13 protein-coding genes and 1 rRNA gene are annotated in these 15,513 nt (G+C 71.2%); 3 read left to right on the top strand and 11 right to left on the bottom strand.

The window, feature by feature from the left end; all coding sequences use genetic code 11:
- Positions 1 to 65: ribosomal RNA gene (locus ABGB18_RS15835) — 16S ribosomal RNA — on the bottom strand; the annotation flags it as partial.
- 923 nt (positions 66 to 988) lie between these two features.
- Between ABGB18_RS15835 and ABGB18_RS15830 the strand changes: the two genes are divergently transcribed.
- Both ABGB18_RS15830 and ABGB18_RS15825 read left to right on the top strand, forming a co-directional pair.
- Complete coding sequence (locus tag ABGB18_RS15830) at positions 989 to 1,438, top strand: hypothetical protein (protein WP_347696233.1); 450 nt, start codon at positions 989 to 991, stop codon at positions 1,436 to 1,438.
- A gap of 291 nt (positions 1,439 to 1,729) precedes the next feature.
- Complete coding sequence (locus ABGB18_RS15825) at positions 1,730 to 3,181, top strand: glycosyltransferase family 39 protein (protein WP_347696232.1); 1,452 nt, start codon at positions 1,730 to 1,732, stop codon at positions 3,179 to 3,181.
- A gap of 195 nt (positions 3,182 to 3,376) precedes the next feature.
- On the opposite strand, the gene tyrS is transcribed toward ABGB18_RS15825, so the two are convergent.
- The gene (gene tyrS / locus ABGB18_RS15820; protein WP_347696231.1) at positions 3,377 to 4,642 is read right to left on the bottom strand and encodes a tyrosine--tRNA ligase; all 1,266 of its coding nucleotides are present in this window, start codon (positions 4,640 to 4,642) and stop codon (positions 3,377 to 3,379) included.
- 134 nt (positions 4,643 to 4,776) lie between these two features.
- On the opposite strand from tyrS, the gene ABGB18_RS15815 reads away from it, so the two are divergent.
- Complete coding sequence (locus ABGB18_RS15815) at positions 4,777 to 5,178, top strand: PH domain-containing protein (protein WP_347696230.1); 402 nt, start codon at positions 4,777 to 4,779, stop codon at positions 5,176 to 5,178.
- Here ABGB18_RS15815 and ABGB18_RS15810 read toward each other — a convergent pair.
- From ABGB18_RS15810 to ABGB18_RS15770, 9 genes are all read right to left on the bottom strand, one after another.
- Complete coding sequence (locus ABGB18_RS15810; RefSeq protein WP_347696229.1) at positions 5,118 to 5,897, bottom strand: DNA-3-methyladenine glycosylase; 780 nt, start codon at positions 5,895 to 5,897, stop codon at positions 5,118 to 5,120. The genes ABGB18_RS15815 and ABGB18_RS15810 overlap by 61 nt on opposite strands.
- On the bottom strand, positions 5,879 to 7,300 hold the full coding sequence (argH, locus tag ABGB18_RS15805; protein WP_347696228.1) for an argininosuccinate lyase: 1,422 nt from the start codon (positions 7,298 to 7,300) through the stop codon (positions 5,879 to 5,881). The genes ABGB18_RS15810 and argH overlap by 19 nt, the downstream gene beginning before the upstream one ends.
- 166 nt (positions 7,301 to 7,466) lie before the next feature.
- On the bottom strand, positions 7,467 to 7,979 hold the full coding sequence (locus ABGB18_RS15800) for an arginine repressor (RefSeq protein WP_347696227.1): 513 nt from the start codon (positions 7,977 to 7,979) through the stop codon (positions 7,467 to 7,469).
- Complete coding sequence (gene argF / locus ABGB18_RS15795) at positions 7,980 to 8,894, bottom strand: ornithine carbamoyltransferase (protein WP_347696246.1); 915 nt, start codon at positions 8,892 to 8,894, stop codon at positions 7,980 to 7,982. It lies immediately after the preceding gene.
- Positions 8,895 to 8,971: 77 nt separating this feature from the next.
- Positions 8,972 to 10,138, bottom strand: coding sequence for an acetylornithine transaminase (locus ABGB18_RS15790; protein WP_347696226.1), 1,167 nt, complete (start codon positions 10,136 to 10,138; stop codon positions 8,972 to 8,974).
- Complete coding sequence (argB, locus tag ABGB18_RS15785; protein WP_347696225.1) at positions 10,138 to 11,010, bottom strand: acetylglutamate kinase; 873 nt, start codon at positions 11,008 to 11,010, stop codon at positions 10,138 to 10,140. Before argB ends, ABGB18_RS15790 begins: the two co-directional genes overlap by 1 nt.
- Complete coding sequence (gene argJ, locus ABGB18_RS15780; protein ID WP_347696224.1) at positions 11,007 to 12,158, bottom strand: bifunctional glutamate N-acetyltransferase/amino-acid acetyltransferase ArgJ; 1,152 nt, start codon at positions 12,156 to 12,158, stop codon at positions 11,007 to 11,009. The genes argB and argJ overlap by 4 nt, the downstream gene beginning before the upstream one ends.
- A 67-nt stretch (positions 12,159 to 12,225) precedes the next feature.
- A complete protein-coding gene (argC, locus tag ABGB18_RS15775; RefSeq protein WP_347696223.1) occupies positions 12,226 to 13,248 on the bottom strand; it encodes an N-acetyl-gamma-glutamyl-phosphate reductase in 1,023 nt (340 codons plus the stop codon).
- Positions 13,249 to 13,453: 205 nt separating this feature from the next.
- Positions 13,454 to 15,508 carry a bifunctional aldolase/short-chain dehydrogenase gene (locus tag ABGB18_RS15770; protein ID WP_347696222.1) on the bottom strand — a complete coding sequence of 685 codons (2,055 nt, stop codon included), beginning with the start codon at positions 15,506 to 15,508 and terminating at the stop codon, positions 13,454 to 13,456.
- Positions 15,509 to 15,513 lie beyond the last annotated feature (5 nt).

Below are 15,513 nucleotides of genomic sequence, written 5' to 3'. Positions count from 1 at the left end.
TCGACTTGCATGTGTTAAGCACGCCGCCAGCGTTCGTCCTGAGCCAGGATCAAACTCTCCAAACAATGTCTGGAGGGAATCGAAATCCCAACCTTGAAAGGAATCCGTCCGACACGAACCCCGGAAAGGGTCGCGTCGTGACGGGGTTATACATGTAAAACATGCACTGGCTTTTAACACACTGTTGAGTTCTCAAGAAACGGACGCGTACATCCTCGCTGGGATCCGGAGATCCTCGCTCAGCGGCGCATTCGCTTGTTTCCCTTAGCTTAACCGGTCCGTCACTCTTGCGTCAAATCTTGCGACTTGCGACAAGTGCTCCAAACCGACTAGGATTGCGCACCCCGATCCGGGGCAACCCGTACAACTTACCGTTACATCCAGGGCCTGTCGAATCAACCGATTTTCCGGTGACTTCGGCGTGCCCTGAGACGACTCGAGCAGAAGCACGCCGAAGCGGCTTCGCCGAGTGGCTCGTCGTTCTCATGGGGCTCCCCCTGGGGCCCGTCCACCTCATCGGCGTCCGGCTCACTCCCGGGGCGAAGTGAAGATTAGGTCGCGATCCACGACACGTCAAATCGCCTCGCCAGGGGCATGCCGAACCGGGAGGGTCGGCACCGTGGGCGAAGGCGGACCGGTGGCCGCCACACTCCGCCGGGTCACGCTTGATCATCTGGAACGTACCTGATCAGAGACCTCAGGATGGCGTCCGGTCAACGACCTCGAAAAGCCGTACCGTTGCGAGAGGCCGCGACACATGCCCGGCGGGCGAGCCGGGATCGTTATCAAGCCGAGGCCTGCGATCCGATAGGCCTCACACGAAGGTGGGCGAGCTGGGATACGGCGGCGGCGCTCGGGGGGAAGGGCCACTGTGGTCGGGATGATGCCGGCGGTGGCGATGGGAGGGGGCGCGGAATCCGCCCAAGTGCCGCGGCGCCGGAGGGTGCCGCTGCTCAATGATCTGTCCCTCCCCGACCGGCCCCATCGCATGGCTGCCGGGCCCCGGATCGGCACGGCGGCTGAGCTGATCGACCGGGTGGAGCGCGTCGCGCGCACGGCGTCCCACGATGCCCTCGGCACGGCCGCGCGAGAACTGGCCGAGGCGGGTCACGAGGTGCTCGGGGTCGCCCTCTGCCTGGGGGCGGCGGGCTCGGCCCGGATGACGTTGCCCGACGATCTGGCCGAGGCACTCGCCGAGCAGCACAGCGCCGAAGGAGAGCTCTACCGCGAGGCGCTGATGGAGGCGGCACGGGACTCGGGCCTGGCGGCGAAACCGCTACGGCTTCAAGGCCCTCCGCGACACGGCTGCCCGTGTGCTCGGCCCGGGCGCGGTCAACCGGTGGACGAACTGCGCACGGAGGGCAGGTCGCCGTGGACCCGCGACCACAAGGAGGCGACCCCGGCAGCGCTGCTGGTTCTCGACTCCGACGGGGAATGACCGCTGGTTCTCGACCCTGGCGGGACAAAGTCGCTGGTTCTCGACTCTGGCCGGGCATACAACTGGTGCTCGACGACAGCGAGGCATAGCCGCTGATGCTGGAGACGCCGCTGGGGACATAGCCGCGAGGCCCGTCCTGCATGCGCTGCCAGAAGCCGAAGCAGGCAGGGCAGGAGGCGCGGTGCCACGGTGAGCGCAGCTTTCCTCATGGCCGGGGTTCAGAGTGCGGCGAGCGCTTCAACCCGATCACATCCGCCATGCTCCCGGTCATATGCCGCGTATCCTGCCCCGGTGACCACTGCCGCCACGCTCGCACCCCCAGCACGCCCCGCAGAACGTCTCCGCACGTCAACCCCCTGGTGGATGGGATCGCTGGCCAGTGCGGCGGCGTTCACCGGAACGGGCTCCGCCACCCTGAACGGCGACGAACTGGCCACCATCAGCGCCGCGTCCCGTTCACTGCCGGGAATGTGGGAGCTGGCCAGGCACATCGACGGTCACTTCCTCCCCTACTACCTCTTCATGCACTTCTGGTCGAAGGCGGGCACGGCGGAGTTGTGGTTGCGGCTGCCTTCGGCGGTGGCGATCGGTGTGGCGGCCTGGTTCCTGGTGGATCTGGGCAGGCGGCTGCACAGCGTACGGGCCGGGGTGATCGCCGCCGGCGTCTTCGCAATCCTGCCCTCGGTGTCCTATTACGGGGCTTTCGCCAGATCTTATGCCTTTGCCGCCGCCGCGGTCGTGTTCTCGTTCTGGGCGTTGCACCGAGCGGTCGAGCGCCCGGAAGGGCGGCGGTGGATCGTGTACGGGGTGGCGGTCGCGCTCGTGTGCTCGACCCACCTGTTCGCGGTGCTCGTGCTGCCCGCCCAGCTGCTGCTGGCCCGCCGGGCTTGGCTGGTGCGCATGTTCACGGCCCTCGCGGTGGGCTGCGTGCCGGCCGCGGTGCTGGGACTGGTGGGGTACGGGGAGCGGCACGCGATCAGCTGGATCCCCCAGCGGGGGCCGGAGGTCTGGCTGAAGTTCCCCAAGATGGCGGCGGGGGCCACCGGGCTCGGGATGGCGTTGTTCGCCATCGCCCTGGCGGGAGTGGTGCTGTTGTGGACGGCGTCGCGCAGGACGCCGGGCGGGGTGTGGGCGGTCGTGCTCTCGGGATGGCTGGTGTTGCCTCCCGTGCTGCTGCTCGGGGTGTCCTGGCTGGTGACGCCCGTCTATGTCGATCGCTACCTGTTCGTGACCGCTCCGGCGCTGGCTCTGCTGGCGGGAGTGGCCGTGGCGAGCCTGCCCCGGTTCCAGGTCGTGGCGGGAGTGGCGGTCGTGGTGCTCGGGTGCGCCCTGGCCTTCCCGGAGCACGTGGAGATACGCGAGGAGAACGGCCGTTTCGAGAACATCCCGTGGGCGTTGCGCGTGGTCAAGGCCGAGCCCGACGACGCGATCGTGTACGGGCAGAGCCAGCTCCGCGCCGGTTTCGAGTACTACGCGGACTCCTTGATGCCCGTCGACGTCCTCAGATCGGGGGATGAGCCCGAGCCGGATGGGTTCGGTTACCCGGAGCAGGCGGATGTGGCGGCGGCGCTGAAGGGCCGCGAGCGGGTGTGGGTGGTCTGGCGCGGGACGAAGCAGTCAGGGCTGGAGGGTGACGGGCTGCCGCGCGTCGGTGCGGTGGAGCAGGCCGGGTTCGAGCTCAGCTCCGCCAAGCACTCCGGCGACCTGCCGGGACTGACGGTGGCGCTCTTCACCCGGCCTTGAACCACCAGGCTCGCCCACGAACTTCCGAACCCGGCCCCGAGCCAGGACCCGGCCCCGAGCTACCAGACCCAACCCGGATATGGGCGGGTGAACGGCAGCTCTCACCGTCAAACACCAGCGCCGCCAGACCCCTCGATCACGCCGAAGCGGGCCTCCCCCAAGACGGAAGGGCCCGCTCCAGCGCGAGAAAGCAGCTCAGCCGACCTCGACTCCGCCGATCGACTTCTTGCCGCGCCGCAACACCATGAACCGCCCGGCCAGCAGGTCATCGGCGGTCGGCACGTACGCCTCATCCGTGATCTTGACGTTGTTGAGGTACGCGCCGCCCTCCTTCACCGCCCGCCTGGCCGCCGACTTCGACTCCACCAGCCCGCTGTCGGCCAGCAGGTCGACGAAGGCCGTGCCGAGCGCGGGCACGGTGGCCTTGGGCACCTCGGCGAGCGCCGCGGCCAGCGTGGAGGGCGGCAGCTCCTCCAGGGCCCCCTGCCCGAACAGGGCCTTCGACGCCGCCACGACCGCGTCCAGCTCCTCCTTGCCGTGCAGCAGCTCGGTCAGCTCCTCGGCCAGCGCGCGCTGCGCCTCGCGGGCGAAGGGACGCTCGGCGACGGCCTTCTCCATCGCCTCGATCTCCTCGCGGCTCCGGAACGTGAACACCTTGAGGTAGTGCACCACGTCGCGGTCGTCGGTGTTGAGGAAGTACTGGTAGAAGGCGTACGGCGAGGTCATCTCCGGGTCGAGCCAGAGCGCGCCGCCGGCGGACTTGCCGAACTTGGTGCCGTCGGCCTTCATGATCAGCGGCAGCGTGAGCGCGTGGACGTGCGCGCCCTCGATGCGGCGGACCAGGTCGGCGCCCGCGGTGATGTTGCCCCACTGGTCGCTGCCGCCGATCTGCAGCGTGCAGTTGTAGCGGCGGAACAGCTCCAGATAGTCGTAGGACTGCAGGATCTGGTAGCTGAACTCGGTGTAGCTCAGCCCCTCCCCCGCCAGCCGGGCGGAGACGGCCTCCCTGGCCAGCATGCGGTTGACCGGGAAGTGCTTGCCGATGTCGCGCAGGAAGTCGATCGCGGACAGCTCGCCGGTCCAGTCGAGGTTGCTGACCAGGAGCGCCGGGTCGGGCTCGGCGTCGAAGTCGAGGAAACGGCCGACCTGGCGGCGCAGGCGCTCCACCCAGTCGGCGACGACCTCGCTGGAGTTGAGCGAGCGCTCGGTGTTGCGCCCGCTCGGGTCGCCGATCAGGCCGGTGGCGCCGCCGACCAGGCCGATCGGGCGGTGCCCGGCGAGCTGGAAGCGGCGCAGCGTGAGCAGCGGCACGAAGTGACCGACATGCAGTGACGGCGCGGTCGGGTCGAAACCGCTATAAAGCGTGATCGGCCCCTTGGCCATGGACGCGCGCAGCGTGTCGAGGTCCGTGGACTGGGCGATCAGGCCTCGCCACGCGAGGTCGTCAAGGATGTCGGTCACGGTGATCTGGCTTCCCTGGGTCGGAATGACGATGCTTCTGACATCGGGACGACGTGGTGCGAACGTCGTCCCGACGGTGTTTCCAGCCTGCCCGATCAATGTGCGTACGCGCCACTTGGATACGCTCGATGTCCATGTGGAGGGTCCGTCGCGAGCTGGCCGTTTTCAAGATCTTAGGGGCTCTGGCATGTGCCGGGCTCGGCGTTTACTGGTGGTTCGAGGAAGACGTGCGGGGAGTGATCCTCGCCGTGCCCGCCGTCGTGCTGGTCGGCGCTATGGGGTTGCGGGACGTGCTCGCCCCGGTACGCCTGGCCGCCGACGAGAGCGGCATCACCGTGGTGCACGGGTTCGCGAGCCGGCGGCACGTGCCGTGGGAGTCGATCTGGGACATCAAGGTCGACGTACGCAGGAGGTGGGGCCTGCGGAGCGAGATGCTGGAGATCGACACCGGCGACTACCTGCACATCTTCAGCCCTCACGACCTGGGCACCTCGCCGACGGAGGTGGCCGCGGCCCTGCGGCGGCGCGGCACGTGAGCCCGGTACGGCGACACGGTCGGATCGCCGTCGATCCAGAACCTCCACGGCGTGTCCCTGGCCGTCGAGACCCCGGTACGCGGGCCTGACCTGATCATGGACTCGTCCACCGGGCAGCCCGCCAGCAGGGCGGCCGAGCCGTGTGGCACGCCGGTCAGCCGGCGGTCGGGGGCGAACGGACCACCCTCGGCCGACCCCGGCGCGATCTCGCCGATCGCGTCGAGGCCGTTGTGCTCGCGCAGCAGGCCGAGGGCGACGGCGAGCCTGGCCGGGCCGCGGGCGAGGTCCCGGTCCGGGACCGGCTTCGGGGCCGCGAGCGGCTCCCCGTCCGCGGGCGGCTTGCGGTTCGACCGCCGCGTGCGGGCCTGCTCGACGCCGGCCACCACCTCGCCCGCCCGGAGCAGCACGGCCGAGCCGAAGCCGTCGGGCAGGCACACGAGGTTGGCACAGAAGTGCATGCCGTAGGTGAAGTACACGTACAGGTGGCCCGGCGGGCCGAACATGACCGCGTTGCGCGGAGTCTTCCCCCGGTAGGTGTGGGCGGCCGGGTCCTCACCGGGGCCGCCGTACGCCTCGACCTCGGTCAGGCGCACGGCGACCGGGCCGACCGCACTGCCGTGCACGAGCACGCGCCCGAGCAGGTCGGGCGCCACCTCGTGCGACGGCCGGTCGAAGAAGCTCCGCGGCAGCGCGGCGGAGCTCAGATTCCCGCGGCCCATGCCGCCTGCGTGTCGACCGTCTCCCGCAGGGCGACGAGCTGGTCGCGTACGCGGTCGGGCGCGGTGCCGCCGTGGGCCTTGCGCGCGGCCAGCGCGCCGGGCACGTTGAGCACGTCGCGCACGTCGGGGGTCAGGTGCGGCGAGACCTTGACCAGCTCGTCATCGCTGAGGTCGCCCAGGTCCTTGTCGTTGACCTGGCACCACACCACGAGATGGCCGACGGCCTCGTGTGCCTCCCGGAACGGCACCCCGCGGCGGACCAGCAGCTCGGCCAGGTCGGTCGCGAGCGCGAAGCCGTCGGGCGCCGAGGACTCCAGCCGGGCCGTGTTGACCCGCATGGTGGCGACGAGCCCGGCCATCGCGGGCAGGACCAGCAGCAGCGTGTCGACCGCGTCGAACACCGGCTCCTTGTCCTCCTGCAGGTCGCGGTTATAGGTCAGCGGCAGACCCTTGAGCGTCGTCAGCAGCGACATCAGGTTGCCGATCAACCGCCCGGACTTGCCTCGGGCCAGCTCGGCCACGTCGGGGTTCTTCTTCTGCGGCATGATCGACGAGCCGGTGGAGTAGGCGTCGTCCATCTCGATCCAGCGGAACTCCTGCGAGGCCCACAGGACGATCTCCTCGCCCAGCCGCGACAGGTGCACGCCGATCATGGCCGCGTCGAACAGGAACTCCGCCGCGAAGTCGCGGTCGGCGACGGCGTCCATCGAGTTGGGCGCGGCGGCCGCGAACCCGAGCTCCTCGGCCACGGCCTGCGGGTCGAGCGGGAGCGAGGAGCCGGCCAGGGCGCCCGCGCCGAGGGGGGAGATCGCGGCGCGCTTGTCCCAGTCCGTGAGCCGGTCGATGTCGCGGGTGAAGGCGTGCACGTGCGCCAGGAGCTGGTGGCCGAACGAGACCGGCTGCGCGTGCTGCAGGTGCGTCATACCGGGGGCGGCGGTCTCGGCGTGCTGCTCGGCCTGGGCCATCAGCGCCGTCTCCAGCTCGACCAGGCGTGAGACGACCGTGCGGGCATGATCGCGCAGGTAGAGGCGCAGGTCGGTGGCGATCTGGTCGTTGCGGCTGCGCCCGGCGCGCAGCTTGCCGCCCAGCGAGCCCAGCCGTTCGAGCAGGCCGCGCTCCAGCGCGGTGTGCACGTCCTCGTCGGCGACCGTCGGCCGGAACTGGCCCTCCTTGCAGGCGCGCTCCAGGTCGTCGAGCGCGCCGATCATGCGCCCGAGCTCCTCCTCGCTCAGCAGGCCCGCCCTGTGCAGCACCCGCGCGTGCGCCCTGGACGCCGCCAGGTCGTACGGCACGAGCCGCCAGTCGAAGTGCACGCTCACCGACAGCCGGGTCAGCGCGTCGGCCGGGCCACCCTCGAAGCGCCCGCCCCACAGCCGCATCGGCTTGCCATCACTCACCGTCATCTCCTTCGTGTCTCTTTTCTGATGGTCGCGCCCGCTTCGGTGCTCGCCGGCATCGTGCCCTGCCCTCTCCCCCCGAACTTCTGCGCTCCGGCGCGACCATAGTGCATCCGAGCCACGTTGACGTCCCAGGCAACGGCGATCTTCGCCGAGAGTACGGAAAGCGGCCCTAGCTCCGCCGGTCGGCCACCCGCAGCAGCGCGTTCGCGACGGCCTGCCCGCCGGCCGGATCGCGGCTGATGACGAGGATCGTGTCGTCACCCGCCACCGTGCCGAGGATCGACTCCCAGTCGGCGTGGTCGATGGCCGAGGCCAGGAACTGCGCGGCGCCCGGCGGGGTCCGCACGATGACCAGGTTGGCCGACGCCTCGGCGGCCACCAGCAGTTCCTCGGCGATACGGTGCAGTCGCGCCGCCGGTGACTCGCCGGTCCCGGTGCCCAGCCTGGTGAGCGGGATCCGGCCGCCGCCCTCGCCGGGGAGCGCGTAGACCAGCGAGCCGTCGTCGGCGCGCAGCTTGAGCGCGCCCAACTCGTCCAGGTCGCGCGAGAGCGTGGCCTGGGTGACCTCGACACCGCTCTCGGCGAGCAGCTTGGCCAGCTCCGGCTGGGAGCGTACGGCCTTGCGCTGCAGCAGGTCGGTGATCTTCGCCTGCCGCGCGGCCTTGGTCATCGGGATGGTCATCTAGTGGGTCACCAACCAGTGCAACAGCGCCTTCTGCGCGTGCAGCCGGTTCTCCGCCTGGTCCCAGACCACGCTCCGGGGGCCTTCGAGCACCTCTTCGGTGATCTCGTAGCCGCGGTAGGCCGGCAGGCAGTGCAGCACGATCGCGTCGGACGCGGCGCTCTTCAGCAGCTCCGCATTGACCTGGTACGGCATGAGCGCGGCCACCCGCTGCTCCTTGCCCTCCTGGCCCATCGACACCCACGTGTCGGTCGCGACCACGTGGGCGCCCTGTACGGCGGCGGCCGGGTCGGACAGCGCGATCACCGAGCCGCCCGTCCTGGCCGCGATGGCGGCGGCCTGGTCGAGCACGACCGCGTCCGGCTGGTAGCCGGCCGGGGCGCCGATGCGCACGTGCATGCCCGCCGTGGCGCCGCCGAGCAAATAGGAGTGAGCCATGTTGTTGGCGCCGTCGCCCACATAGGCGAGCGTCACCCCGGCCGTCCCGCCCAGCCGCTCCCGCACGGTCTGCAGGTCGGCGAGGATCTGGCAGGGGTGGAACTCGTCGGTGAGCGCGTTGACGACCGGGACGCGCGAGTGCGCGGCCATCTCCTCGATGAGCTCCTGGCCGGTCGTGCGCCAGACGATGGCGGCCACCTGGCGGTCGAGCACCCTGGCCAGGTCGGCCGTGGGCTCGCCGCGGCCCATCAGGACGGAGACGTTGTCCACGACCAGCGGCAGGCCGCCCAGCTCGCCGATGCCGGTGTGGAAGGAGACGCGGGTGCGGGCCGAGGGCTTGTCGAACAGCACCGCCACGGTCTGCGGGCCCTTGAACGGCTGGTAGCCGAAACGGTCCCGCTTCATCGCGGCGGCGAGTGCGAGAACCTCGCCCTGCTCGGCGGGCGCCAGGTCGTCATCCCGCAGGAAATGCCTGATAGGCGCCGAGTCCGCGCCGAGTCCGCCCGGCGCCGAGTCCGCGCCGAGTCCGCCGGGCGTCCCGGCGTCGTGTTCGCTCACTTCGAGGCCTCTTCCAGGATCCGCGGGAACGCCGTCACGAACGCGTCCACCTCGTCGGCCGTCACGATCAGCGGCGGCGCCAGGCGTACCGCGTCCGGCTGGAGGGCGTTGACCAGGAAACCGGCCTCCGCGGCGGCCCGCTGCACCTCGGCCGAGCGCGGCTCGTTGAGCACCGTGGCCAGCCACAGGCCGCGCCCGCGCACCCCCTTCAGCAGCGGGTGGCCGACGGCCTCGAGCCCGCCGCGCAGCCGCGCGGCGACCGACCTGACGTGGTCGAGGTCCAGGTTGTCGAGCACGGCCAGGGCGGCGGCGCACGAGACAGGGTTGCCGCCGAACGTCGAGCCGTGGTCGCCCTTCTCGAACAACGTGCCCACGTCCCCGAATCCGACGCACGCGCCGATCGGCATCCCGCCGCCCAGCCCCTTGGCCAGGGTCAGGATGTCGGGGGTGACGCCGTCGGCCTGGTGGGCGAACCAGTGGCCGGTGCGGCCGATGGCGGACTGGATCTCGTCGGCCACCAGCAGCGCCCCGGTCGAGTCGCAGATCTCGCGGGCCGCCTCGAAGTAGCCCGCCGGCGGCGGGACCACGCCCGCCTCGCCCTGCGTGGGCTCCAGGAACACCGCGATGCAGTCGCCGGTCACGGCCTCCTTGAGGGCGTCGGCGTCGCCGTACGGGACGAAGCGCACGTCGATCGGGAACGGGCCGAACTGGTCGCGGATGGCCTGCTTGCCGGTCAGGGACAGGGCGCCGATCGTCCGGCCGTGGAAGCCGTTCTCGGCGGCCACGAAGTAGGAGCGGCCCTCGCGCCGGCCGTATTTGACGGCGAGCTTGTAGGCGGCCTCGTTGGCCTCGGTGCCGGAGTTGGCGAGGAAGATCCTGGCGGGCGCGTTGAGCAGGTCGAGGAGCTTCTCGGCGAGCAGCACCTCGGGCTCGTGCAGGAAGAGGTTGCTGGTGTGCGCGATCGTGGCGACCTGCTTGGAGACGGCCTCGACCAGGGCGGGGTGGGCGTGACCGAGCGAGCTGGTCGCGATGCCGCCGATGAAGTCGAGGTATTCCCTGCCGGACACGTCCCACACCCGGGAGCCCTCGCCTCGTGCCAGGGCGACCGGGGGGACGCCGTAGTTCGGCATGAAGGCCTTGTCGAACCTCTGGAACAGGCTCATCAGGGCATCACCATCGTTCCGATTCCCTCGTTCGTGAAGATTTCCAGCAGCAGTGAATGGGACACACGGCCGTCGAGCACGTGGGCCTGCGGGACTCCGCCCCGCACGGCCGTCAGGCACGCCTCCATCTTGGGGACCATGCCGCTGGACAGCGTCGGCAGCAGGGTCTCCAGGTCATCGGCGCCGAGCTCGGCGATCACGTCGGTGTCGTCGGGCCAGTTGGCGTACAGGCCCTCGACGTCGGTCAGGACGATCAGCTTCTGCGCCTGCAGGGCCACCGCCAGGGCGGCGGCGGCCGTGTCGGCGTTGACGTTGTAGACCTCGCCGTCGTCGCCCCTGGCGACGCTGGAGACGACGGGGATGCGGCGGTCGTCGAGCAGGGCGTGGACCGCGCCCGCGTCGACCTTGATGATCTCGCCGACCTGGCCGATGTCCACCGCCTGCCCGTCCACGGTGGCCTGCTTGCGCACGGCCGTGAACAGGTGGGCGTCCTCGCCGGACATGCCGACCGCGAACGGGCCGTGCCGGTTGACCAGGCCCACGATGTCGCGGTTGACCTGTCCGACCAGGACCATCCTGACGACCTGCATGGCCTCGGGTGTGGTGACCCGCAGCCCGGCGGTGAACGTGGACTCGATGCCCAGCCGGTCGAGCGCGCTGCTGATCTGCGGGCCGCCGCCGTGCACGACCACCGGGCGCAGGCCCGCGTGGTGCAGGAAGACGACGTCCTCGGCGAAGCCCTCCTTGAGGGCGTCGTCGGTCATGGCGTGGCCGCCGTATTTGATCACGACGGTCGCGCCGTGGAAGCGGGTCAGCCAGGGCAGAGCCTCGATCAGCGCCTCCGCCTTGGATTGGGCGGTGGTGAGTCTCATGAGGAGTAGGCCGAGTTCTCGTGGACGTAGGCGGCGGTCAGGTCCGTGGTGTGGACGGTCGCGGTGTGCGGGCCGGCCGACAGGTCGATGGTGATCGTCACGTCCCTGGGGCGCATGTCCACTTTGTCGCGGTCGTCGCCGACCGCGCCGGCGCGGCAGATCCAGATGCCGTTGATGGCGACGTTGAGCCGATCGGGCTCGAAGACGGCGTCGGTGGTGCCGACGGCGGCCAGGACGCGGCCCCAGTTGGGGTCCTCGCCGTGGATGGCGCACTTGAGCAGGTTGGAGCGTGAGACCGCCCGGCCGACCTTGACCGCGTCGTCCTCCGAGGCCGCGCCGACCACCTCGATGGCGATGGCCTTGGTGGCGCCCTCGGCGTCGACCAGGAGCTGCCTGGCCAGGTCGGCGCAGACCTCCGTGACCTTCTGCTCGAACTCCGCCAGGTCCGGCTTGACCCCGGCGGCACCGCTGGCCAGCAGGAGCACGGTGTCGTTGGTGGACATGCAGCCGTCGGCGTCGAGCCGGTCGAACGTGGTGGCCGTGGCCCGGCGCAGCGTGGCGTCGAGCTCCTCGCTGGTCAGCTCGGCGTCGGTGGTGATCACGCAGAGCATCGTGGCCAGGGCGGGGGCGAGCATGCCCGCGCCCTTGGCCATGCCGCCCACCATGTAGCCGCCGGCGCGCCGGAAGGAGATCTTGGAGACGGTGTCGGTGGTGCGGATGGCGTCGGCGGCGGCCAGGCCGCCGTCGCGGGAGAGCTGGGCTGCGGCGGTCTCGACGCCGGGCAGCAGCACGTCCATCGGCAGCCGCTCGCCGATCAGGCCGGTGGAGCAGACCGCGATCTCGCCCGCCGAGTCGGCCAGCACCGCGGCCACCTTCTCGGCGGTGGCGTGGCTGTCCTGGAAGCCCTCGGGGCCGGTGCAGGCGTTGGCGCCGCCGGAGTTGAGCACCACCGCCCGCACCCGGCCGCCGGTCAGGACCTGCCGCGACCACAGCACGGGTGCGGCCTGCACGCGGTTGGCCGTGAAGACCCCCGCGGCGGCGCGGCTGGGCCCGTCGTTGACGACGAGGGCCAGATCGCGGGCGCCGCCGGACTTGATCCCGGCGGCGACTCCAGCGGCTCGGAAACCGAGCGGGGCGGTGACACTCATGCGGCCTCCTTCGCCGGCCGCATGGATGCCGGGCACCCCTGCTCGTCGGTGTGTTCGGTACGTTCTCTCACGGAGCAACTCCTGTCACGGGGAGACCCAGCTCTTCCGGCAGGCCGAGGGCGAGGTTCACGCTCTGGATCGCACCTCCGGCCGTGCCCTTGGTGAGGTTGTCGATGGCGATGACGGCGACCACGCGGCCCGCGCGCTCGTCGAGCGTCACCTGGAGGGCGGCGGTGTTGGCGCCGCAGGTCATGGAGGTGGCCGGCCAGGTGCCCTCGGGCAGCAGCTTGACGAACGGCTCGTCCTTCACCGCCACCTCGTAGGCGGCCCGCAGCGACTCCTCGGTGAGGCCGGGTGTGGCGGGGGCGGTGCAGGTGGCGAGGATGCCGCGGCTCATCGGGGCCAGCATCGGGGTGAAGGACACGCGCACCGGGCCGCCCGCGACGGCCGACAGGCCCTGCTCCATCTCGGGAGTGTGGCGGTGCACCCCGCCCACGCCGTAGGCGCTGACGGAGCCCATGACCTCGCTGGCGAGCAGGCTGGGCTTGAGCGAGCGGCCGGCGCCGCTGGTGCCGCTGGCGGCCGTCACGACCACGTCGGGCCCGGCCAGGCCGGCGGCGAACGCGGGCGACAGGGCCAGCAGGACCGAGGTGGGGTAGCAGCCGGGGACCGCGATGCGGGTGGCCCGGCGCAGGATTTCGCGCTGGCCGGGCAGCTCGGGCAGGCCGTAGGGCCAGGTGCCGGCGTGCTCGCCGCCGTAGAACTCCTGCCAGGCGGCCGGGTCGGCGAGGCGGTGGTCGGCGCCGCAGTCGACCACGACGGTCTCCTCGCCGAGCTGGGCGGCGACCGCGGCCGAGTGGCCGTGCGGCAGCGCCAGGAAGACCACGTCGTGGCCGGCGAGCGTCTCGGCGGTGGTGTCCTCGATGCGGCGGTCGGCCAACTGCGGGAGATGTGGCTGGTGGGCGATGAGGGGACTGCCCGCGCTGGAGGCCGCGGTCAGCGCGCCGACCTCGAACTCGGGGTGAGCGAGCAGCAGGCGGAGCAACTCCCCGCCCGCGTAGCCGCTGGCTCCCGCGACTGCTGCCCTCATCCCGCGACTCCCTGCATAGTCATGCATGCACCCTCATGGTTTTGCTCCACGGACAAGATAATGCACGCCAGGGGATGCTTGTGCAAGCTGGGGGAGGGCGGTCTGACCACATCGTGAGATCCCTTCCCCCGCTTTCCCGAAGACGAACATGGCCGCCGTCCCCGGTCCTCCGGGGGGCGGCGGCCCTGTTGTCGTCAGCGTGTCGTCAGCGCAGGAAGGCGGCGGCCACGCCGGCGTCCACCGGGACGTGCAGGCCGGTGGTGAGGGGCAGGTCGGAGCCGGTGAGGGCGAAGACGGCGGCCGCCACGTGCTCGGGCAGGACCTCGCGCTTGAGCAGGGTGCGCTGGGCGTAGAACTCGCCGAGCTTGTCCTCCTCGACCCCGTAGACGGCCGCGCGGTTGGCGCCCCAGCCGGAGGCGAAGATGCCCGAGCCGCGTACGACGCCGTCGGGGTTGATGCCGTTCACCCGGATGCCGTGCCCGCCCAGCTCGGCCGCCAGCAGCCGGACCTGGTGCGCCTGGTCGGCCTTGGCCGCGCCGTAGGCGACGTTGTTCGGGCCGGCGAATACGGAGTTCTTCGAGGCGATGTAGACGATGTCGCCGCCCATGCCCTGGTCGATCAGGACCCGGGCGGTCTCCCGGGAGACCAGGAACGAGCCCCTGGCCATGACGTCGTGCTGCAGGTCCCAGTCGGCCAGGCTGGTCTCCAGCAGCGAGCGCGACAGCGACAGGCCGGCGTTGTTGACGACGAGGTCCACGCCGCCGAACGCCAGCACGCCCGCGCGCACGGCCGTGGCGACCTGCTCCTCCGACGTGACGTCCACCCCGACCGCCACGGCGACGTCGGACACCCGGTGGGCGGCCGCGCCGATCTCGGCCGTCACCTTCTCGGCGGCGGCGAGGTCACGGTCGGCGACGACGACGCACGCGCCCTCGGCGGCCAGGCGGCGGGCGGTGGCCGCGCCGATGCCCGAGCCCCCGCCGGTGACCAGCGCGATCCGCGTGGCCAGCGGCTTGGGCCTGGGCAGGCGGCGCAGCTTGGCCTCCTCCAGCTCCCAGTACTCGATCCGGAACTTCTCCGACTCGGGAATCGGGGCGTAGCTGGAGACGGACTCGGCGCCGCGCATGACGTTGATCGCGTTGACGTAGAACTCGCCGGCCACCCGGGCGGTCTGCTTGTCCTTGCCGAAGGAGAACATGCCGACGCCCGGCACCAGCACGATCGCCGGGTCGGCGCCGCGCATGGGCGGTGAGCCGGGGGTGGCGTGCCGCTCGTAGTAGGCGGTGTAGCCGGCCCGGTAGGCGGCGTGCAGCTCGCGCAGCCGCTCGACAGCCCGCTCCAGCGGCGTGTCCGGCGGCAGGTCCAGCACGAGCGGCGCGACCTTGGTGCGCAGGAAGTGGTCAGGACAGGACGTGCCCAGGGCCGCCAGCCGCGGGTGCTCGGCGCGGGAGACGAAGTCCAGCACCTCGGGGCTGTCGGTGTAGTGGCCGACCACGCGCACGTCGGTGGCGGCCAGGCCGCGGATGTGCGGCATCAGGGCCGCCGCCCGCTCGTGCCGCTCGGCCTCGGGAAGGGTCTGGTGGACGACGGCGCCGAACGGGTCGGGGCGGCCGTGCTCGTTCAGGTATGTCTCCGCGGTGCGGATGATCTCCAGCGAGCGGGCCTCGCACTCCTCCGAGGTGGCGCCCCAGGCGGTGATGCCGTGGCCGCCGAGGACGCAGCCGATGGCCTGCGGGTTGGCGTCCTTGATGGCCGCGATGTCCAGGCCGAGCTGGAAGCCGGGCCGCCGCCACGGCACCCACACCACCCGGTCGCCGAACACCCGCCTGGTCAGCTCCTCGCCGTCGGCGGCGGTGGCCAGGGCGATCCCGGCGTCGGGGTGCAGGTGGTCGACGTGGGCGGCCGTCACCAGGCCGTGCATGGCGGTGTCGATCGACGGCGCCGCCCCGCCCTTGCCGTGCAGGCAGTAGTCGAACGCGGCGACCATCTCGTCCTCGCGGTCCACGCCCGGGTAGACGTTCACCAGCGAGCTCAGCCGGTCGAGGCGGAGCACGGCGAGCCCCGCCTGCTTGAGCGTGCCGAGGTCGCCGCCGGAGCCCTTGACCCAGAGCAGCTCGACCTCCTCGCCGGTCACCGGGTCGGGCGCGGCGCCCTTGGCCGAGGTGTTGCCGCCCGCGTAGTTGGTGTTGCGCGGGTCCGCGCCCAGGCGGTGCGAGCGCTCCAGCAGTTGTTCGATGACGTTGGTCTTCTCGTTGGGCATGGTGG

Origin of the sequence: Nonomuraea sp. B12E4, assembly GCF_039871825.1 — a bacterium.
GTDB lineage: Bacteria > Actinomycetota > Actinomycetes > Streptosporangiales > Streptosporangiaceae > Nonomuraea.
The sequence above is the reverse complement of the archived record's forward strand: the minus strand, read 5'-3'. Positions and strand labels throughout refer to the sequence as shown.